Source organism: Streptomyces sp. NPDC090021 (assembly GCF_044748225.1).
GTDB lineage: Bacteria > Actinomycetota > Actinomycetes > Streptomycetales > Streptomycetaceae > Streptomyces.
Window position 1 is genome coordinate 1 of record NZ_JBIVFO010000066.1, and the last position, 20,381, is coordinate 20,381.

The 20,381-nt window shown below is 69.9% G+C and carries 20 protein-coding genes and 1 pseudogene; 19 read left to right on the forward strand and 2 right to left on the reverse strand.

Features of this window, described 5'->3' with window-relative positions:
- Positions 1-229: 229 nt before the first annotated feature.
- Positions 230-823, forward strand: coding sequence for a hypothetical protein (locus ACIPXC_RS33240; RefSeq protein WP_401625738.1), 594 nt, complete (start codon positions 230-232; stop codon positions 821-823).
- A gap of 4 nt (positions 824-827) precedes the next feature.
- Here the strand turns inward: ACIPXC_RS33240 and ACIPXC_RS33245 are convergent, their stop codons facing one another.
- Positions 828-1,148, reverse strand: coding sequence for a ferredoxin (locus ACIPXC_RS33245; RefSeq protein WP_401625741.1), 321 nt, complete (start codon positions 1,146-1,148; stop codon positions 828-830).
- Between the two features lie 264 nt (positions 1,149-1,412).
- Between ACIPXC_RS33245 and arc the strand changes: the two genes are divergently transcribed.
- The 6 genes from arc to prcA all read left to right on the forward strand — a co-directional run bounded on the left by arc (position 1,413) and on the right by prcA (position 7,568).
- Positions 1,413-3,179: a proteasome ATPase gene (gene arc, locus ACIPXC_RS33250; protein WP_401625743.1), complete on the forward strand. Its 1,767-nt coding sequence runs from the start codon at positions 1,413-1,415 to the stop codon at positions 3,177-3,179.
- Positions 3,180-3,440: 261 nt separating this feature from the next.
- Positions 3,441-4,952, forward strand: coding sequence for a depupylase/deamidase Dop (gene dop, locus ACIPXC_RS33255; protein WP_183067676.1), 1,512 nt, complete (start codon positions 3,441-3,443; stop codon positions 4,950-4,952).
- Positions 4,953-5,126: 174 nt separating this feature from the next.
- The gene (locus ACIPXC_RS33260) at positions 5,127-5,339 is read left to right on the forward strand and encodes a ubiquitin-like protein Pup (protein ID WP_030233608.1); all 213 of its coding nucleotides are present in this window, start codon (positions 5,127-5,129) and stop codon (positions 5,337-5,339) included.
- A 396-nt stretch (positions 5,340-5,735) separates the two neighbouring features.
- Entirely contained in the window at positions 5,736-5,969 is a 234-nt protein-coding gene (locus ACIPXC_RS33265; RefSeq protein WP_401625795.1) for an endonuclease VII domain-containing protein, read from the forward strand.
- Complete coding sequence (gene prcB, locus ACIPXC_RS33270) at positions 5,921-6,760, forward strand: proteasome subunit beta (RefSeq protein WP_030025896.1); 840 nt, start codon at positions 5,921-5,923, stop codon at positions 6,758-6,760. Before ACIPXC_RS33265 ends, prcB begins: the two co-directional genes overlap by 49 nt.
- Positions 6,761-6,803: 43 nt before the next feature.
- Positions 6,804-7,568, forward strand: a complete 765-nt coding sequence (prcA, locus tag ACIPXC_RS33275; protein WP_030655938.1) for a proteasome subunit alpha — start codon at positions 6,804-6,806, stop codon at positions 7,566-7,568.
- A gap of 75 nt (positions 7,569-7,643) precedes the next feature.
- On the opposite strand, the gene ACIPXC_RS33280 is transcribed toward prcA, so the two are convergent.
- Entirely contained in the window at positions 7,644-8,642 is a 999-nt protein-coding gene (locus ACIPXC_RS33280; protein ID WP_401625752.1) for a LacI family DNA-binding transcriptional regulator, read from the reverse strand.
- A 135-nt stretch (positions 8,643-8,777) separates the two neighbouring features.
- Between ACIPXC_RS33280 and ACIPXC_RS33285 the strand changes: the two genes are divergently transcribed.
- The 12 genes and pseudogenes from ACIPXC_RS33285 (at position 8,778) to ACIPXC_RS33340 (ending at position 20,265) form a co-directional block, all read left to right on the forward strand.
- On the forward strand, positions 8,778-10,040 hold the full coding sequence (locus tag ACIPXC_RS33285) for an MFS transporter (protein WP_401625755.1): 1,263 nt from the start codon (positions 8,778-8,780) through the stop codon (positions 10,038-10,040).
- Positions 10,041-10,199: 159 nt separating this feature from the next.
- Positions 10,200-11,561: a Pup--protein ligase gene (gene pafA / locus ACIPXC_RS33290; RefSeq protein ID WP_401625757.1), complete on the forward strand. Its 1,362-nt coding sequence runs from the start codon at positions 10,200-10,202 to the stop codon at positions 11,559-11,561.
- Positions 11,562-11,675: 114 nt separating this feature from the next.
- Positions 11,676-12,617, forward strand: coding sequence for an FKBP-type peptidyl-prolyl cis-trans isomerase (locus ACIPXC_RS33295; RefSeq protein ID WP_401625759.1), 942 nt, complete (start codon positions 11,676-11,678; stop codon positions 12,615-12,617).
- A 39-nt stretch (positions 12,618-12,656) separates the two neighbouring features.
- Positions 12,657-13,037: an FKBP-type peptidyl-prolyl cis-trans isomerase gene (locus tag ACIPXC_RS33300; protein ID WP_401625762.1), complete on the forward strand. Its 381-nt coding sequence runs from the start codon at positions 12,657-12,659 to the stop codon at positions 13,035-13,037.
- Between the two features lie 127 nt (positions 13,038-13,164).
- Positions 13,165-14,121, forward strand: coding sequence for a helix-turn-helix transcriptional regulator (locus ACIPXC_RS33305; protein ID WP_401625765.1), 957 nt, complete (start codon positions 13,165-13,167; stop codon positions 14,119-14,121).
- A 112-nt stretch (positions 14,122-14,233) separates the two neighbouring features.
- Positions 14,234-15,202: a helix-turn-helix transcriptional regulator gene (locus tag ACIPXC_RS33310; protein WP_392575976.1), complete on the forward strand. Its 969-nt coding sequence runs from the start codon at positions 14,234-14,236 to the stop codon at positions 15,200-15,202.
- 14 nt (positions 15,203-15,216) lie between these two features.
- A complete protein-coding gene (locus ACIPXC_RS33315; RefSeq protein ID WP_030025910.1) occupies positions 15,217-15,444 on the forward strand; it encodes a hypothetical protein in 228 nt (75 codons plus the stop codon).
- Between the two features lie 27 nt (positions 15,445-15,471).
- Positions 15,472-15,672 carry a hypothetical protein gene (locus tag ACIPXC_RS33320; protein WP_030963787.1) on the forward strand — a complete coding sequence of 67 codons (201 nt, stop codon included), beginning with the start codon at positions 15,472-15,474 and terminating at the stop codon, positions 15,670-15,672.
- A gap of 168 nt (positions 15,673-15,840) precedes the next feature.
- A complete protein-coding gene (tatA, locus tag ACIPXC_RS33325; protein WP_401625770.1) occupies positions 15,841-16,134 on the forward strand; it encodes a Sec-independent protein translocase subunit TatA in 294 nt (97 codons plus the stop codon).
- Positions 16,135-16,181: 47 nt separating this feature from the next.
- On the forward strand, positions 16,182-17,147 hold the full coding sequence (tatC, locus tag ACIPXC_RS33330; RefSeq protein ID WP_401625773.1) for a twin-arginine translocase subunit TatC: 966 nt from the start codon (positions 16,182-16,184) through the stop codon (positions 17,145-17,147).
- Positions 17,148-17,226: 79 nt separating this feature from the next.
- Positions 17,227-17,325: pseudogene (locus ACIPXC_RS33335) on the forward strand (sphingosine kinase); the annotation flags it as partial.
- Positions 17,326-17,424: 99 nt separating this feature from the next.
- Complete coding sequence (locus tag ACIPXC_RS33340) at positions 17,425-20,265, forward strand: DEAD/DEAH box helicase (RefSeq protein WP_401625777.1); 2,841 nt, start codon at positions 17,425-17,427, stop codon at positions 20,263-20,265.
- Positions 20,266-20,381 lie beyond the last annotated feature (116 nt).

The window sequence follows — 20,381 nt, forward strand, 5'->3', positions numbered from 1 at the left end:
ACCCCACCTAAAACCCTGTTCCCCACCCCCCCGCTGTCCCTATCACCCCGCTAACCCCCCGCCCCCCCCACCCCGCCGGCGCGGGGGCTTTGTCCCCCCCCCCCGGGGGCAACACCGCCACAGCGCCTTTTCGTTGCCCCGTGCCGACCCGGCCCCTGCCGTTCCACCCCCGTGTGAGGTGTGGCACGATGCTGGCTCCCCGTCACCCTTCGCACAGGAGACACCCCGCGTGCTGCACACCCCCGCCACGCTGGCAACCCCGGACACCCTGGCCCACACCCGGACCAGACCCCTCCACTGGCTCGCCACGGCCACCGCCACGGCCGCCGTCATAGCCGCCGCGGGACTCATACAGCCGGCCACCGGCACCCCCGCAGCCACCGACGAGCCCGCAGCGAAGGGCCCACGGGCCACCGCACCCGACCCGGCGGCGGTCACCTACCCCCTCGACTGCAAGGGCGCACCCCAGGCCGTCACCGCCACCGCCCAGGGCGACCTCGACGGCGACGGCCGCCCCGAGACCGTGGCGGCCGTCCGCTGCGACGCGGGCTCCGGCACCCCGCCCCACGCGATCTACGTACTCACCCAGGACCCGGCCGAGGGCGCCCGCCCCCGCATCGTGGCCACCCTCCTGGACACCCCGCAGCGCCAGACCGCCACGGAACTGACCGTACGCGACCGGGCCGTCACCGCGAGCCTCCTCGGCTACTCCGGACCCGAGATCCCGCGCTGCTGCCCCGACAGGAACCAGCGCGCCAAGTGGCGCTGGACCGACGGAAAATTCCGCCAGGAGCTGACGGACTCGGCCGCCAGGAGTGTTTGAAGCGTCACTCCGCGTCCGGGCCGAAGACCTCCACCCCGTCCGAAACACGCCTTACGTGGATGCAGTCGCCCGGGCATTCCTTCGCCGAGTCCACCACGTCCTGGAGCAGCGGCAGCGGCACCAAAGTGGTCGCCCCCACCTCCTGCAGCAGCTCGTCGTCCGCGCTCTTCACGTACGCCAGACCATCGATGTCCAGCTCGAACACCTCGGGCGCGTACTGCGCGCAGATGCCGTCCCCGGTGCAGAGGTCCTGGTCGATCCAGACCTCTAGCGGCTCGCCGGTCCCACCGGCGCCGCCCGTCGGAGCGTCCTGCTGCACGGTCATATCTCCTGCCGTTCCCTGCGGTGAGTGATCCATCCCGGTCACAACCCGCAGCAAGTCGCGCGGGCCCTGACGGGTGTTGAACACTTCGACCTTACAACCGGCGGCTTCCCGAGTTTGAGGGGTGGGTATTTCCTTGGCGTGAGGGAGTACGCAAGGGTGAAGATCGGACACACCTCTATCGTCTTTGTGATCTAGGGGTTTCAATCACCACCAGCCCAGGTAGGGTCAGGAAGCGTCCAGCTCCCCTTGGAGGAGGTGAGGACCGTGGCAGCCCACGACGACGACATCAACCGCGGCATCCGGCCCGCGCGAGGGTCCGAGGACCCCGCCGGCCAGGTTGCCTATCTCGAGCAGGAAATCGCCGTCCTGCGACGTAAGCTCGCCGACTCTCCGCGACACACGAGGATTCTCGAAGAGCGGATCGTCGAGCTCCAGACAAATCTGGCCGGCGTCTCCGCACAGAACGAACGACTGGCGAATACCCTCCGTGAGGCCCGGGACCAGATCGTGGCCCTCAAGGAAGAAGTCGACCGGCTCGCACAGCCGCCGGCAGGCTTCGGCGTCTTCCTCCAGGCGAACGAGGACGGCACCGTCGACATCTTCACCGGAGGCCGAAAGCTCCGCGTGAACGTCAGCCCCAGCGTCGACCCGGAAGACCTCCGGCGCGGCCAGGAGGTCATGCTCAACGAGGCCCTCAACGTGGTCGAGGCCATGGAATTCGAGCGGGCCGGGGACATCGTCACCCTCAAGGAGATCCTCGAGGACGGCGAGCGCGCCCTGGTCGTCGGGCACACCGACGAGGAGAGGGTGGTGAGGCTCGCCGAGCCGCTCCTGGACATCACCATCCGCCCCGGCGACGCCCTCCTGCTCGAACCCCGCTCCGGCTACGTCTACGAGGTCGTCCCCAAGAGCGAGGTCGAGGACCTGGTCCTCGAAGAGGTCCCCGACATCGACTACGACAAGATCGGCGGCCTGGGCGACCAGATCGAGCTGATCCGCGACGCGGTCGAGCTCCCGTACCTCTACCCCGACCTGTTCAAGGAGCACGAACTGCGGCCCCCGAAGGGCATCCTGCTCTACGGCCCGCCCGGCTGCGGCAAGACGCTCATCGCCAAGGCCGTCGCCAACTCCCTTGCCAAGAAGGTCGCCGAGGTGACCGGACAGGCCCAGGGGAAGTCGTACTTCCTGAACATCAAGGGCCCCGAACTCCTCAACAAGTACGTCGGCGAGACCGAACGGCACATCCGCCTGGTCTTCCAGAGGGCCCGCGAGAAGGCCGGTGAGGGCACCCCCGTCATCGTCTTCTTCGACGAGATGGAATCCCTCTTCCGCACCCGCGGATCCGGTGTCAGCTCGGACGTGGAGAACACCATCGTCCCGCAGCTCCTCGCCGAGATCGACGGTGTGGAGGGCCTGGAGAACGTCATCGTCATCGGCGCCTCCAACCGCGAGGACATGATCGACCCGGCCATCCTGCGCCCCGGCCGCCTCGACGTGAAGATCAAGATCGAGCGTCCGGACGCAGAGGCCGCGAAGGACATCTTCGCGAAGTACCTCAAGGCCTCGCTGCCCCTGCACACGGACGACCTGTCCGAACACCAGGGCTCCACGGCCGGCACCGTCCACAGCATGATCCAGACCGTCGTCGAGCAGATGTACGCCGAAACCGAGGAGAACCGCTTCCTTGAGGTCACGTACGCCAACGGCGACAAGGAAGTCCTCTACTTCAAGGACTTCAACTCGGGCGCGATGATCCAGAACATCGTCGACCGTGCCAAGAAGATGGCCATCAAGGCCTTCCTCGAACACAACCAGAAGGGCCTGAGGGTCTCCCACCTCCTCCAGGCGTGCGTGGACGAGTTCAAGGAGAACGAGGACCTGCCCAACACCACCAACCCGGACGACTGGGCCCGAATCTCCGGTAAGAAGGGCGAGCGGATCGTATTCATCCGCACCCTCGTCACCGGAAAGCAAGGCGCGGACACCGGACGCTCCATCGACACGGTGGCCAACACCGGTCAGTACCTCTGATGCGGAGCGGCTGCGGATGCCCTCCCCGGGCATCCGCAGCCGCCTGCTTTACCCCACCGATCGACCGGCCGTATTCCAGCCGGTGACAGGGCAGATTCAATGACGGAAATGATCTCCCCACGAGCGCGCAGTGGTTCTAGGCTCTTCCGTACCGCCGGTCGCGCAGTGCGGGGACGGGCACCGCACAGTCACACGCACCGGAGCACCAGCGGTACTTGAGCGCCGCCCCCGTCAGGGGCGCCGCCGGGCAAGGAGGGCCGCATGACCGTACGGCGAGTAATGGGGATCGAGACGGAGTACGGGATCTCCGTCCCCGGTCACCCGAACGCCAATGCCATGCTCACCTCGTCCCAGATCGTCAACGCCTACGCGGCGGCGATGCACCGGGCGCGACGCGCCCGCTGGGACTTCGAGGAGGAGAACCCGCTGCGGGACGCCCGCGGCTTCGACCTCGCCCGCGAGGCCGCCGACAGCAGCCAGCTGACCGACGAGGACATCGGCCTCGCCAACGTCATCCTGACCAACGGCGCACGGCTCTACGTCGACCACGCGCACCCCGAGTACAGCTCCCCGGAGATCACCAACCCGCTGGACGCCGTGCTCTGGGACAAGGCCGGCGAACGGATCATGGCCGAGGCCGCCGTCCGGGCCGCGCAGCTGCCCGGGGCACAGCCCATCCACCTGTACAAGAACAACACCGACAACAAGGGCGCCTCCTACGGCACGCACGAGAACTACCTGATGAAGCGGGAGACCCCCTTCTCGGAGATCGTGCGCCACCTGACCCCCTTCTTCGTCTCGCGACAGGTCGTGACCGGAGCGGGACGCGTGGGCATCGGCCAGGACGGCCGCGAGCACGGCTTCCAGATCAGCCAGCGCGCGGACTACTTCGAGGTCGAGGTCGGCCTGGAGACCACCCTGAAGCGGCCCATCATCAACACCCGCGACGAGCCGCACTCCGACGCCGAGAAGTACCGCCGGCTCCACGTGATCATCGGCGACGCGAACCTCTCGGAGATCTCCACCTACCTCAAGCTCGGCACCACGGCGCTCGTCCTGTCCATGATCGAGGACGGGTTCATCGGCGTCGACCTCGCCGTCGACCAGCCCGTACGCACCCTCCACCACGTCTCCCACGACCCCTCGCTGAAGTACCTGATCACGCTGCGCAGCGGCCGGACACTGACCGCGGTGCAGCTCCAGATGGAGTACTTCGAGCTGGCCAGGAAGTACGTGGACGAGCGTTTCGGATCGGACGCGGACGAGCAGACCAAGGATGTGCTGTCCCGCTGGGAGGACGTGCTGGGCCGGCTGGAGAGCGACCCGATGAGCCTGTCGGGCGAGCTGGACTGGATCGCCAAGCGGGAGATCCTCGAAGGCTACCGGCGCCGGGACGGGCTGGACTGGGACGCGGCGCGGCTGCACCTGGTCGACCTGCAGTACTCCGACGTACGGCCCGAGAAGGGCCTGTACAACCGCCTGGTGGCCCGCGGCAAGATGAAGCGGCTGGTGGACGAGGCGGCCGTGGAACGGGCCCAGAGCAAGCCTCCGGAGGACACCAGGGCCTACTTCCGCGGCCGCTGCCTGGAGCAGTACGCGGACGACGTGGCCGCGGCCTCCTGGGACTCGGTGATCTTCGACCTCCCGGGCCGGGACTCGCTCCAGCGCGTCCCGACGCTCGAACCCCTACGGGGGACCCGCAACCACGTCAAGGAGCTCCTGGACCGCTGCCGCACGGCGGAGGACCTGGTCCGGGTGCTTTCGGGGCAGTGAGCGCGGCTGAAAGGCGACCGGTCCGGGAATCATGAGGAAAACCGGACGTTGTGAAAGTCCGGGGACGAATGCCGGGCCCTCCCTATAGGGTCCGACGTAGGGTCTGATCTTGAGAGATCCCGAATCCCGGGGTCTCTCGACATGAGCGTGCGAACCGAGCGGGGTGAGGTAGACATGGCGACCAAGGACACCGGCGGCGGACAGCAGAAGGCGACGCGCTCGACCGAGGAGGTCGAGGAGGCGGCGGTCGAGGAATCGACCGACCTCAAGGAGCGCCAGGAAAAGCTCTCCGACGACGTCGACTCCGTACTCGACGAGATCGACGATGTCTTGGAGGAGAACGCCGAGGACTTCGTGCGCTCCTTCGTTCAGAAGGGTGGCGAGTGATTTCACCTTTGAATCTAAGGTGATACCCGCGGGGGAGGGTGAGTGTCGGAAGTGGGTAAGAAGTGTGGGCGGTGTGGTGTGGTCAAGCCGCGCGACGCTTTTGCTTCGAACCGAGCCATGCGTGACGGCCTGCAGTGCTACTGCAGGCCGTGCGCAGCCGAGTATCACCAAGAGCGCCAGATAGCCAAGGGGAAGAACGTGCGTCCCCGAGTCGAAGCCCCTGCGGGGCACAAATACTGCCGCCGGTGCGGGGAGATCAAGCCCCACTCGGAATGGGACCGGAACAAGACGGCTTCGGATGGGTTATCGACACGTTGCAAGGCCTGTCGAGCGGTCGAAAGTCGGGCGGGGCATCTCAAGCGCTCGTACGGCATGACCGAGGCCGATCGGGACGAAATGGTCGCCGCTCAAGGCGGGCTCTGCTGTATCTGTCTGAAGCGCCCGGCGGTACATGTGGATCACTGCCACCGGACGGGTAGGGTCCGAGGCGTACTGTGCTTCAACTGCAACACGGCCATCGGCAAGTTGGGTGACGACCCCGACGCAGCCCGTCGGGTCGTCTCATACTTGGAGGGACACGCGTGGAAGCCAACAATCGTGGCACAGGGCGTCTACCGGCAGCCTTCCTGACGCCGGGGTCCTCGTCCTTCATGGACTTCCTGGGCGCGCACTCGCCCGAGATGCTGCCCGGCAACCGCAAGCTGCCGGAGGGTGTCGTCGAGGCGCCGCACGGGACGACCATCGTGGCCGTCACCTTCCCCGGCGGGGTCGTGCTCGCCGGTGACCGGCGGGCGACCATGGGGAACATGATCGCGCAGCGGGACATCGAGAAGGTGTTCCCGGCCGACGAGTACTCCGCGGTCGGTATCGCCGGTACGGCCGGCCTGGCCGTGGAGATGGTCAAGCTGTTCCAGCTGGAGCTGGAGCACTTCGAGAAGGTGGAGGGGGCGACCCTCTCCCTGGAGGGCAAGGCCAACCGGCTCTCCACCATGATCCGGAGCAACCTCGGCATGGCGATGCAGGGCCTGGCCGTGGTGCCGCTCTTCGCCGGCTACGACGAGGGCAAGGAGAAGGGCCGGATCTTCTCCTACGACGTCACCGGCGGCCGCTCCGAGGAGCACGGCTACGCGGCGACCGGTTCGGGTTCGATCTTCGCGCGGGGCTCCATGAAGAAGCTCTACCGTCCGGATCTGACCGAGGAGCAGGCCACCACGCTGGTGGTGCAGGCGCTGTACGACGCCGCCGACGACGACTCGGCGACCGGTGGGCCGGACCTGTACCGCCACATCTATCCGATCGTCACCGTCATCACCGACGAGGGCTTCCGCAGGCTGAGCGAGGACGAGTCGCAGGCGCTCGCCCGTTCGGTCACCGATCGTCGCCTGGAGCAGCCCGACGGCCCGCGCGCCGCCCTGCTCTGATCGCCCGTCACCTCGTCGCCCAGAAGAAAGGGACGGAAAGCCGGTGTCGACTCCGTTCTATGTGTCACCCCAGCAGGCCATGGCCGACCGGGCGGAATACGCCCGGAAGGGCATCGCCCGCGGTCGCAGCCTTGTCGTGCTGCAGTACGCCGACGGCATCGTGTTCGTCGGCGAGAACCCGTCCCGTGCGCTGCACAAGTTCAGCGAGATCTACGACCGGATCGGCTTCGCGGCCGCCGGCAAGTACAACGAGTACGAGAACCTGCGGATCGGCGGTGTGCGCTACGCGGATCTGCGTGGGTACACCTACGACCGTGACGATGTGACGGCCCGTGGGCTGGCGAACGTGTACGCGCAGACCCTCGGCACGATCTTCTCCAGCGCCGGTGAGAAGCCGTACGAGGTGGAGCTGGTGGTGGCCGAGGTCGGTGCGACGGCCGCCGGTGACCAGATCTACCGGTTGCCGCACGACGGGTCGATCGTGGACGAGCACGGCTCGGTCGCGGTCGGTGGCAACGCCGAGCAGATCAGTACCTATCTGGACCAGCGGCACCAGGACGGGATGACTCTGTCGGAGGCGCTGAAGCTGGCGGTGGCGGCGTTGTCCAGCCAGGCCAACGGCGCCGACAAGGCGATTCCGGCGGAGCGGCTGGAGGTGGCGGTGCTGGACCGGACCCGGTCGCAGCAGCGCAAGTTCAAGCGGATCCGGGGCCGGCAGCTGTCGCGGCTGCTGGAGGCGGATGTGCCGGCCGCGGCGCAGGCGGACGCCGTGTCGAACGACGAGGCGCCGGAGGACGACGCGGAGTAGCGAGCAGGACCAGGATTCGGGTGCGTGGCCCCGGTCGCCCTTCGCGGGGTGGCCGGGGCTTCGTCGTGTCGGGGCTCAGGGTGCGGGGGCGGGGCCGGTGGAGTCGCGGACGACGAGGGTGACGGGGATGTCGGGGGCGGTCCAGGGGGTGCCTTCGAGGACGGCGAGGAGGGCGGTCATGCCCTGTTCGCCGACGCGTTCGGCGGGGAGGTGGACCGTGGTGAGCTCGGGCTCGACGGCGGTGGCGAGGGCGAGGTCGTCGAAGCCGGTGACGGAGAGGTCCTCGGGGACGCGCAGGCCGAGCCGGCGGGCGGCCTTGCAGGCGCCGGCGGCGAGGATGTCGTCGTCGCAGACGATGGCGGTCGGCCGGTCCAGAGGGGTCGCGAGGGCGGCTTCCATGGCCGTACGGGCGCCGTCGACGGTGAGCGGGGAGCGTACGGTGCGCAGCTGGGTGCCGGGGCCCAGGAGGGCGCTGAGGGCTTCGGCGCGGGTGTCGAAGGTCCAGGAGTCGACGGCGGAGGCGAGGTGGAGGAAGCGCCGGTGGCCGAGGGTGAGGAGGTGTTCGGCGACCTGGCGCATGCCGTCGGCCATGGCGAGGTTGACGTGGGCGGCGGCGCCTCCGGCGCGGGGGTCGCTGTCGAGCATGACGAGGGGGAGGGTGTCGCCGCCGATGGCCTGGAGGGCGTGGGCGGCCATGGAGGAGGCGATGACGCCGTCGAGGGCGGCGCGGGCGGAGGCGAAGGGGTCGCGGGCGGGGCCGGTGCCGTCGGGGGAGGGGTAGAGGACGACGCCGAAGCCGTGTTCGGCGGCGACGCGGGCGGCCCCGGTGTAGACGCGGGCGAAGAACTCGTTGGTGAGCGCGGGGACGACGAGGAGGGCGGTGCGGGTGGAGCCGAGGCGGAGGTTGCGGGCGGCGAGGTTGGGTCGGTAGCCGAGCCGGGTGGCGGTCTCGCGGACGAGGGCGGCGGTGCGTGTCGAGACGCGGCCGGGCCATTTGTCGCCGAGGACGAGGGAGACGGTGGCCTGGGAGACCCCGGCGGCGGTGGCCACGTCCCGGCTGGTGGGTCTCGTCACACGGGGCTCCTGCGGTGCGAGGTCAGGGGTGGTTTCGCGGTCCGCGGGGTGGACCCGTGGACTGTGGCCATGGTACGTATGACGAGTCACGTTATACGTATTACCCCGGCTGGGTCCGGGCAGAAGGGGGCCGTCATGGCCGCGGGATACGCGGAGCTGCTGAGGACCCGGCACGCCGCGAGGCTGCTGGCGGGGACGCTTGTGGGCAGGCTGCCGAACGCCACCGCGCCGATCGCGATCGTGCTGTTCACGCGCGCGGAGGGGGGCAGCTACAGCCTGGCGGGGGCGCTGGCTGCCGTGTACGGGCTGGCGAACGCGGTGGGTCAGCCGTTGCTGGGGCGGGCCGTGGACCTGTTCGGGCAGCCGCGGGTGCAGCTGCCGGCGGCGTTCCTGTCCGCGCTCGGGATGGTGTGGCTGGCGCTCGCGGGCACCGGCTCGGCGGTCCCGGCGTACGCTGCGGTGGTGGTCGGGGGGCTGTTCACGCCGCCGCTGGAGGGTGGGCTGCGGGCCCTGTGGCCGGGCGTGCTGGGGGGTCGTGAGGAGAAGGTCCACGCGGCGTACGCGATGGACGCGGTGGCCCAGGAGGTCATGTTCACCGTCGGTCCGCTGCTGGTGACGCTGTTCGTGGCGGTGTGGTCGCCGGCCGGGGCGCTGCTGGCCCTGAACGCGATCGGGGTGCTGGGCGCGCTGTCGGTCGTGGTCAGCGAGCCGTCGAGGACGTGGCGCTCGGAGCCCCGGGAGGCTCACTGGCTGGGCGCCCTGCGCTCGCGCGGGCTGCTGGCGCTGCTCGGCGCGTTCTTCTTCGTGGGCATGGCGCTGGGTTCGATCACGGTGGCCGGTGTGGCGTATGCGGACGGCAACGGCGGTCAGGCGGTGTACGGCTGGCTGATGGCGGCGCTCGGGCTGGGCGCGCTGATCGGCGGGGTGTTCTACGGCGCCCGTCAGTGGGCGGGTGCGCCCGAGCGGCGGCTGCGGCTGCTGGTGGCGCTGCTCGCGGTCTGTTACCTGCCGCTGCTGCTGACCCCGGGGCCGGTGGCGATGACGGCGCTGGCGGCGCTGTCGGGCGTGTTCCTGGCGCCGGCCCTGGCGTGCGCGTTCATCGTGGTGGACCGGCACGCGCCCACGGGTACGGTGACCGAGGCCTTCTCGTGGCTGGTGACCTTCTTCGGTGTGGGGGCGGCGATCGGTACGGCGGCCGCCGGTCCGGCGGTGGAGCTGGGCGGCACCGGATGGGGCTTCGGTGTGGCGTGCGCCGCGGGCGGCGCGGCGCTGCTGGTTCTGATGGTGACTCAGGGAGTGCTGTCAACCGGGGGGCGCAGCCGTGCGGTGGCGGGTTCGGCGCGGGTTGTGCCGGACGGCTCCGGTGAGGTGGCGTCGCAGGCCCGGTCGGCGCAGTGAGGTCCGGTCGGCGCAGTGAGGTCCGGGCGGGCCGGTGCGGTGTGCCCGTGGTGTTCGCGGCCCGTGCGGCGGGTGTTCGGCGGCCTGCTCGGGGGAACTGATCGAAACGGCGGCAGCGAACCCGGTTTCGGAAGAGGGCAGAAGGCGTAATGTTCAGTCATGGACCGCCGCATTTTCGGGCTGGAGAACGAGTACGGCGTCACGTGCACGTTCAGGGGACAGCGCCGACTGTCTCCTGACGAAGTGGCGCGCTACCTCTTCCGCCGTGTCGTGTCATGGGGCCGCAGCAGCAATGTCTTCCTGCGGAACGGTGCCCGCCTCTACCTCGACGTGGGTTCGCATCCGGAATATGCAACTCCCGAATGTGACAACGTGACCGAGTTGGTCACGCACGACAAAGCAGGCGAGCGCATTCTCGAAGGCCTGCTCGTCGACGCTGAACGCCGCCTGCACGAGGAGGGAATCGCGGGCGACGTCTATCTCTTCAAGAACAACACCGACTCGGCGGGCAACTCGTACGGCTGCCACGAGAACTACCTGGTGGCCCGGCACGGGGAATTCTCCCGCCTGGCGGACATTCTCATTCCGTTCCTCGTCACGCGTCAGCTGATCTGCGGCGCGGGCAAGGTGCTGCAGACCCCCCGGGGCGCGGTCTACTGCGTGAGCCAGCGGGCCGAGCACATCTGGGAGGGCGTCAGCTCCGCCACGACGCGGTCGCGGCCGATCATCAACACGCGGGACGAGCCGCACGCGGACGCGGAGCGGTACCGCCGCCTCCACGTGATCGTGGGTGACTCGAACATGTCCGAGACGACCATGCTGCTGAAGGTCGGGGCGACCGACCTGGTGCTGCGGATGATCGAGGCGGGCACGGTGATGCGGGACCTCACCCTGGAGAACCCGATCCGGGCGATCCGCGAGGTCAGCCACGACATCACGGGCCAGCGCAAGGTGCGTCTGGCGAGCGGCCGGGAGGCCTCCGCGCTGGAGATCCAGCGGGAGTACTACGACAAGGCGGTGGACTTCGCCGAGCGCCGGGGCATCCGTACCGGTGTGGTGGACCAGGTGCTGGAGCTGTGGGGCCGCACGCTGGACGCGATCGAGGCGGAGGACCTGGACCGGATCGGTACCGAGATCGACTGGGTGATGAAGTACCAGCTGATCGAGCGGTACCGGGAGAAGCACAGCATGACCATGTCGAATCCGAGGGTGGCTCAGATAGACCTCGCCTACCACGACATCCACCGCCGTCGTGGGCTGTACTACCTGCTGGAGCGCAAGGGGCAGGCGGCGCGGATCTGCAACGACCTCAAGATCTTCGAGGGCAAGTCGGTGCCCCCGCAGACCACGCGGGCGCGGCTGCGCGGCGACTTCATCCGCCGGGCGCAGGAGCAGCGGCGGGACTTCACGGTCGACTGGGTGCACCTGAAGCTCAATGACCAGGCGCAGCGGACGGTGCTGTGCAAGGACCCGTTCCGGTCGGTGGACGACCGGGTGGAGAAGCTGATCGCCGGCATGTAGCGGGCGGTGTGACGCCTCACTTCTCGCCAGGGCCCCGTACGTTTCTCGTACGGGGCCCTGTGCACGGCTTAGAGTGGCGGGCGACCGCCTTGCCGTCTGAGATCTGAGGAACACGTGCGCCGACTTGCCGGCCTGCTTGTCGTACCCCTTCTGCTGCTGTCGACAGCGGCCTGTGGCGACGACAGCGGCTCCGACTCCGCCCAGATGAAGAACGGAGCGCCCGCGATCACGAAGGGCGCCGAGTTCGGGGAGACGCCCACCCTGGCCAAGGGGAAGGGCGAGCCGCCCAAGGAGCTGAAGGTGGTGACCGTCAAGGAGGGCACCGGCCAGGCGCTGAAGAAGGGCGACATCGCCCAGGTCAACTACTACGGCCAGGTGTGGGACGGCGCCGAGCCCTTCGACCAGAGCTTCGGCAAGGGCCAGCCGTTCGATGTGACGATCGGCGCCGGCGCCGTCATCAAGGGCTGGGACCAGGGCCTGGAGGGCCAGAAGGTCGGCAGCCGCGTCGTGCTGGTGATCCCGCCGGACCTCGGCTACGGAGCCCAGGGCTCGCCCCCGAAGATCAAGGGGGACGCCACGCTGGTCTTCGTCGTGGACATCGTCAAGGGTGCCACGGTCCCGGTGTCGGCCACGGGCAAGGAGGTCGCCCAGGACAACAAGGACCTGCCGAAGGTCGGTACGAACACGGACGGCAAGGAAGTCTCCGTGGCCGTCCCGAAGGACGTCACCCCGCCGGCGAAGCTGGTGTCGAACTACGTCCTGGAGGGCGACGGTCCGGCGGTGACGGACAAGAACAGCGTCGTCGTCAAGTTCCACGGCAAGACCTGGAAGGACGACAAGACGTTCGAGAGCACCTACACCTCCGGGCAGTCGGTGACCTGGCCGCTGGATCAGCTGCAGGTGAAGGGCCTGAAGGACGGCATCGTCGGCAAGAAGGTCGGCAGCCGCATCCTGCTGGTGATCCCGCCGGACATGGGCTTCGGGGAGAAGGAGCAGGGGACCATCCCGGCCAACTCGACGCTGGTCTTCAGCCTCGACATCCTCGCGGTGATGTAAGACTGTCCCGGTTGTCCACATAGTTTGAGGAGCAGTTCCGTGAGCGACAAGCTCGAGAAGCCCGAGATCGACTTCCCCGAGGGCCCGGCCCCGTCCGACCTGGTCAAGGAGGACATCTGGCTGGGCGACGGTGCCGAGGCCAAGGCCGGCGACCGGGTCTCCGTCCACTACGTGGGTGTGGCCTTCTCCACCGGTGAGGAGTTCGACGCTTCCTGGAACCGTGGTTCCGCGCTCCAGTTCCAGCTCGGCGTCGGTCAGGTCATCGCCGGCTGGGACCAGGGTGTCCAGGGCATGAAGGTCGGCGGCCGCCGCAAGCTGGTCATCCCGGCCCACCTGGCCTACGGCGACCGTGGCGCGGGCGGTGCGATCGCCCCGGGCGAGACGCTGATCTTCGTCTGCGACCTGGTCAAGGTCGGCTGAACGGAACGTCCGTGAGCAGTGCAGGGGCCCCCGCCGTGAGGCGGGGGCCCTCGCTTTTTGTCCGGGACCGCCGGGGCGGTACGGTCAACGGTCACGAGTGTGTGTCGAGAACGGGGGAAGGGCGTCGATGGCGATTGCCAAGGCCGAGCGTCTGATGAATCTGGCGCTGTGTCTGCTGGGGACCCGCCGGCCGCTGAGCAAGCGCGAGTTGCGCGGCTCGATCGAGGCCTACATGGAAGCCGGCAACGACGAGTCCTTCAACCGCATGTTCGAGCGGGACAAGGACGACCTGCGCGAACTCGGTCTGGTGATCGAGACGGTGGAGAACCTGGAGGGGGAGATCGGCTACCTGGCCCGCCGGGACAGCAACCGGCTGCCCCCGGTCTCCCTCGACGCGGAGGAGGCCGCGGCGCTGGGGCTGGCGGCCAAGGTCTGGCAGCAGGCCCGCCTCGCGGGAGCGGCCAGCGGCGCCCTGCAGAAGCTGCGGGCGGGCGGGATGCCGGAGGCCGACAACCCCTACGAGGGCCAGTCCAGCGCCATCGAGCCGCGGATCCCGGTCCACGAGGCGGCCTTCGAACCGCTGATGCTGGCCTGCCGGGACCGCAGGCCGGTGGTCTTCGACTACCGCAAGTCGACCGCGGCCCGGCCCGAGACGCGTCAGGTGGAGCCCTGGGCGCTGGAGTGCTGGCGCGGCCACTGGTACCTGGCCGGCTTCGACCGCGACCGCGGGGCGGAGCGGGTGTTCCGGCTCTCGCGGATCACCGGGAAGGTCCGCTCGCGCGCGGCGAAGTACACCGCGGAGGTGCCGGACGTGGTGACCGTACGGGAGACCGTGGCGGGCTGGGCCGGGGAGAGCGCGGACCGGTCCGCGCTGATCCGGCTGCGGGCCGGGGCCGGCTACCCGCTGCGGGCCAAGGCCACGGCGGTGCACGAGGGCGCGGACGGCTGGGACGAGCTGGAGATCCCCTACGGGCACGGGCTCGACGCCTGGCTGGTGGAGTTCGGGCCCGACGTCGTCGTGGTCGGTCCCGCCGATCTGCGCGCAGACGTGGTCGACCGGCTGCGGGCCGTGGCCGGGGCCTGAGACGCTTTCCGGGTAACCGCCCGCGGTGCGGGCCCGGTCCGCCCGCCACCGCACCATTCATCACCGCGACATCCACAGACGTGCCCGTGCCCTGAGGGGGAGACGTACCAGCATGGCCGCCAACGCCATCGACCAGACCCGCCGGATGCTGTCCCTGGTGACGTACCTGCGCGAGCGCCCGGGTGCGCACGTCGCTGACGTCGCCCGCGCCTTCGGTATCACCGAGGACGAGCTGATCTCGGACCTCGACGTGCTGCCCATGTGCGGCACCAGCTTCCGGGGCGGGGACCTGCTCGACATCGACACCGACGGGGAGCGCATCTGGTGGCGCAATCCCGACGCCTCGGGAGAGTCCACCGCCGAACCGCTGCGGCTGGCCGCCGACGAGGCGACCGCCCTGCTCGTCGCCGCACGCGCGGTGGCGACGCTGCCGGGGCTGCGCGAGAGCGACCGTGACGCCCTGCTGCGGGCCACCGCCAAGCTGGAGGCGGCCGCCGGCGAGGCGGCCGGGGCCAGCTCCCGGCTGTCGGTGACCTTCGAGTCCGAGGGCGGGGTCTTCGCGGACGTCGACCGGGCCATCGCGGAACGCCGGAGGCTGTGGCTGCGCTACTACTCGCCGGCCCGTGACGAGCTGACCGAGCGCGAGGTCGACCCCATCCGGCTCTTCGCGGTGGGGCACACCTACCTGGAGGGCTGGTGCCACCTCTCCGAGGCCCGGCGTACCTTCCGACTCGACCGGGTGGCCGAGATCCGACTGCTTGACGAGCGGGCGGAACCGCCCGCCATCGAGCCGCGCGACCTGTCCGAGGGCCTCGTCCAGCCGTCCGCCGAGGACCCGGAGGTCGTCGTCGAGGTCGGACCCGGCGGGCGCTGGGTCGCCGAGTACTACCCGCACGACAGCGCCGAGGAACTCGCGGACGGTGGCCTGCGCATCACGCTGCGCAGCCCCGACCCGGCCTCGCTGCGCCGTCTCGCGCTGCGGCTGGGGCGGGAGGGGCGGATCGTGGCCCCCGCCGAGCTGGCGGACAGCGCGCGCAGCGCCGCCCGGGAGGCCCTCGCGGGGTACGGGGAACAGGTCTGAGGGGAGCGCGGTCGATGTCTCCAACGTCCGGGCCGGTCGCCTTCAAGGCCTCCTGTCCCGAGTGCCGCGCCCGCTTCGAGCTGGACGCGGGCGCCCTGCGGCTGGCCATCGGCGGCAGCCGCAGGGCCACGTTCTACTCCTTCACGTGTCCCGAGTGCGGTGCCGCCGTCCGCAAGCCGGCCGGCGACCGCATCGTGGAGCTGCTGACCGGCGGCGGCGTCAGCACCCTGCGCAGCATCTGAGGCGGCCGGTGGCCTAGGCTCGGCCCCATGCTGTGGCCGATGTTCGCAATTGTCCTGGGCTTCCTCGGAGTGGCCGTGCTCGCCGTGCTCGCCGTGCGCGTGTACACGGAGGTGCGCCGGCTCTCCGCGGAGGTGGCGCTGGCCAGCCGGCGGATCGGCGCCGCGTCGGCCGATCTGGAGCGGGAGGCCGCGGGACTGGCGCGAGCGGGCCACGACGTACGGCCGTAACGAACGGGACAACCGTGTGGCCGGGGGGTTGACAACCGGCCAGGACGCAAGCCGGGGTACGCCGGGGGATTGCCGGGCGTTAACCCCCTGGGGTTACGATCCTCGGTAGAGACAGTCCAAGGCGCCCGTGCCGGTGTGCTGTGAACCTCGGAGAAAAGGAAGATACCTATGTTCGGCAACCTCAGGGGTTGGGAAATCTTCGTCATTCTCGGAGTCATCATCCTGCTGTTCGGCGCCAAGAAGCTCCCCGACATGGCCCGCTCCCTCGGCAAGTCGGCCCGCATCCTCAAGAGCGAGGCCAAGGCCATGAAGAAGGACGGCGAGGCCGACGAAGCGGCCGCCGCCCCGGCCGCCGACGCCTCCGCGCAGCAGCCCGTCGCCCCGCGCACCATCCAGGCGGCGCCCGGTGACGTCACCAGCTCCCGGCCGGTCAGCGAGCCGAACCGCACCGCCCAGGGCTGACGGACGCCCGTCACGCCAGTCATCTGCAACGAGACAAGGGACGTGGGTTGCTCAAGTCTGCCCGCAAGCAGGAGAAGCAAGAACGAAAGGCGAAGGACGCCGAAGGGCGCATGCCTCTCGTCGAGCACCTGCGCGAACTGCGTAACCGCCTGCTGAAGTCGGTCCTGGCGATCCTCGTCATCACGATCGTCGCCGCCTTCTTCTACCGGGAGATCATCAACTTCCTGTTGAAGCCGATGCTGGACTCCGTCGGCTGCACCAACGGGGTGGTGACCCAGCGCAACGGGCGCCCCTGCGCCGACATGACCGTGAACGGCCTGATCTCGGCGTTCTCGATCGCCCTGAAGGTCTCGCTGATGGCCGGCGTGGTGCTCTCCGCACCGGTATGGCTCTACCAGCTGTGGGCGTTCGCCGCGCCCGGGCTGCACAGCCACGAGAAGAAGTACGCGCGCAGCTTCGTCGCGGTCGGAGCGCCCCTCTTCATGGCCGGCGCCGTGCTCGCGTACAAGATCCTCCCGCAGACCGCGACGATCATGCTGGAGTTCACGCCCGATCACGCGCGCAACCTGCTGCCGGTCGACGACTACCTCGACCTGGTCACCCGCATGGTGATCGTCTTCGGTCTCGCCTTCGAGCTGCCGCTGCTGCTGATCCTGCTGAACTTCACCGGTGTGCTCACCGGCAAGCGGCTCGCCGGCTGGTGGCGGGGCATGGTCCTCGGCATCACGATCTTCGCCGCCTTCGCCACGCCCACCGGTGACCCGCCGACCATGCTCGCGCTGGCCCTGCCCATCGTGGCCCTCTACTTCGCGGCCGTCGGCCTCTGCCTCCTCAACGACCGCAGGCGCCGCCGCAACGACCCCGACGCGGGCCTGAGCGACGACGAGGCCTCGCAGCTCGACCTCACCCCCGAGCCGATCGGCCGGATGGAATCCGTCCAGGCACCCGCCGCCCTGCCCGGCCAGGCCGACGGCGGACGCCAGCGGATCAACGGGTACGACGACGCCACCTGACGGGTACGCCCCCGGCCATCGCCGGGGGTCCCCCCGGGGCGCCCGGGACCCGCGTACGGGCTCCGGTGCGTTCCCGGGGGTGAGCCACGAGGCCACCCTCTTCGTCCATCCCACAGCGGGACGCGGCCGGGGCGCGCACGCCGTGCAGCCCGCCGCTTCCGCGCTGCGGGCGACGGGGCCCTCCCGGTGACCGCCGAGTGTGTGCCCGGGGCGGTCCGGCTCCTCACATAAATGATCGCGACTGTTGTCAGACCCGGCGGGTAGGCTCGACAGCAAGATGACCGAAGAACTCTCACCCGCCGAGCGGTACGCCGCTGCCCGGATCCGCGCCGCCGAAGAGGCCACCGCCCTGGCCCCCTTCCGCGAGATGTACGACTTCGACCTGGATCCGTACCAGGTGGAGGCATGCAAGGCGCTGGAGGCCGGCAAGGGCGTCCTCGTCGCCGCCCCGACCGGCTCGGGCAAGACCATTGTCGGCGAGTTCGCCGTGCACCTGGCCCTCGCCCAGGGCCGCAAGTGCTTCTACACGACGCCGATCAAGGCGCTCTCGAACCAGAAGTACGCCGACCTCGTCAAGCGCTACGGCGCCGACAAGGTCGGCCTGCTGACCGGCGACAACAGCGTCAACTCCGAGGCGCCGGTGGTCGTGATGACCACCGAGGTGCTCCGCAACATGCTGTACGCGGGCTCCCAGTCCCTGCTCGGTCTCGGTTACGTCGTGATGGACGAGGTCCACTACCTCTCCGACCGGTTCCGCGGAGCCGTCTGGGAGGAAGTGATCATCCACCTCCCCGAGTCGGTGACGCTGGTGTCCCTCTCCGCCACCGTGTCCAACGCCGAGGAGTTCGGTGACTGGCTGGACACCGTGCGCGGCGACACCGAGGTGATCGTCTCCGAGGAGCGGCCCGTACCGCTGTGGCAGCACGTCATGGCGGGCCGCCGGATCTACGACCTCTTCGAGGAGGAGTCCGACCACGGGGGCCGCGGCTCCGCGCGCCGGGAGGTCAATCCCGACCTGCTGCGCATGGCCCGCGAGGAGAACAGCCGCACCTACAGCCCGAAGGACCGGCGGCGCGGCAAGATGGTCCGCGAGGCCGACCGCGAGCGCGAGCGGCGCTCCCGCGGCCGGATCTGGACCCCGTCCCGCCCCGAGGTCATCGCCCGCCTCGACAACGACGGGCTGCTGCCGGCCATCAACTTCATCTTCAGCCGGGCCGGCTGCGAGGCCGCCGTCCAGCAGTGCCTGTTCGCGGGCCTGCGGCTCAACGACGAGGCCGCACGGCTGAGGGTCCGTGAACTGGTCGAGGCCCGCACCGCCGCCATCCCCGCCGAGGACCTGCACGTCCTGGGCTACTACGAGTGGCTCGAAGGCCTGGAGCGGGGCATCGCCGCGCACCACGCCGGAATGCTCCCGACCTTCAAGGAGGTCGTGGAGGAGCTCTTCGTCCGCGGCCTGGTCAAGGCCGTCTTCGCCACCGAGACCCTCGCGCTCGGCATCAACATGCCCGCGCGCACGGTGATCCTGGAGAAGCTGGTCAAGTGGAACGGCGAGCAGCACGCCGACATCACCCCCGGCGAGTACACGCAGCTGACCGGCCGGGCCGGCCGCCGCGGCATCGACGTCGAGGGCCACGCCGTCGTGCTCTGGCAGCGGGGCATGGACCCGGCCGGACTCGCCGGGCTCGCGGGCACCCGTACGTATCCGCTGCGCTCCAGCTTCAAGCCCTCGTACAACATGGCCGTCAACCTGGTCAGCCAGTTCGGACGGCACCGCTCGCGCGAGCTGCTGGAGACCTCCTTCGCACAGTTCCAGGCCGACCGCTCGGTCGTCGGGATCTCCCGGCAGGTGCAGCGCAACGAGGAGGGCCTGGAGGGCTACCGCGAGGGCATGACCTGCCACCTGGGGAACTTCGAGGAGTACGCGCAGCTGCGCCGCGACCTCAAGGACCGCGAGACGGAGCTGGCCAAGCAGGGCGCGGCCCAGCGGCGGGTGCAGGCGGCCAGTTCGCTGGAGAAGCTCAAGGCCGGCGACATCATCCACGTGCCGACGGGCAAGTTCGCCGGGCTCGCGCTGGTCCTGGACCCGGGCGTACCGGCCGGACGGGTCCACGGCAGCCGCGGCTACGAGTACGCGGAGGGCCCGCGCCCGCTGGTGCTCACCGCCGAGCGTCAGGTCAAGCGGCTCGCCGCGATCGACTTCCCGGTCCCGGTCGAGGCGCTGGACCGGATGCGGATCCCCAGGACCTTCAACGCGCGCTCCCCGCAGTCCCGTCGGGACCTGGCGTCCCAGCTGCGCAGCAAGGCCGGGCACATCACCCCGGAGCGGCGCTCCCGGGGCCGGGCCGTGGCCGCCGACGACCGCGAGATCGCCAGGCTGCGCTCCGAGCTGCGGGCGCACCCCTGCCACGGCTGCGACGAACGCGAGGACCACGCCCGCTGGGCGGAGCGCTACCACCGGCTCAAGCGGGACACGCAAACGCTGGAGCGGCGGATCGAGGGCCGGACGAACACCATCGCCCGTACCTTCGACCGGATCCACGCCCTGCTGACCGAGCTGGACTACCTGCGCGAGGACGAGGTCACCGTGCACGGCAAGCGGCTCGCCCGGCTGTACGGGGAACTCGACCTGCTGGCGTCCGAATGCCTGCGCGCCAGGATCTGGGAGGGCCTGAGCCCGGCCGAACTGGCCGCCTGCGTCTCGGCGTTGGTCTTCGAGGCGCGGCAGTCCGACGACGCCGTCGCGCCGAAGGTGCCGGGCGGCGCGGCGAAGGTGGCGCTCGGCGAGATGGTCCGCATCTGGGGCCGGCTCGACGCGCTGGAGGAGGAGCACCGCATCAACCAGGCGGAGGGCGTGGGCCAGCGCGAGCCGGACCTGGGCTTCGCGTGGGCGGCGTACCAGTGGGCCTCCGACAAGAGCCTGGACGAGGTGCTGCGCGAGGCCGAGATGCCGGCCGGTGACTTCGTGCGCTGGTGCAAGCAGGTCATCGACGTGCTCGGGCAGATCGCGGCGGCAGCCCCCGCGGCCACCGGCGACAGCGGCAGCACGGTCGCGAAGAACGCCCGCAAGGCCGTCGACGCGCTCCTGCGGGGTGTGGTGGCCTACAGCTCCGTCGGCTAGCCGGCCCTTCGGCCTGGCCCGGCGTTCCGCCGCCCGTGGGTCCGGCCGGCTTGCCGGCAGGGGGCCCGGCGCTGGGCGGGACGTGACGGCGACGCCGCGGGGCAACTCAATACAGG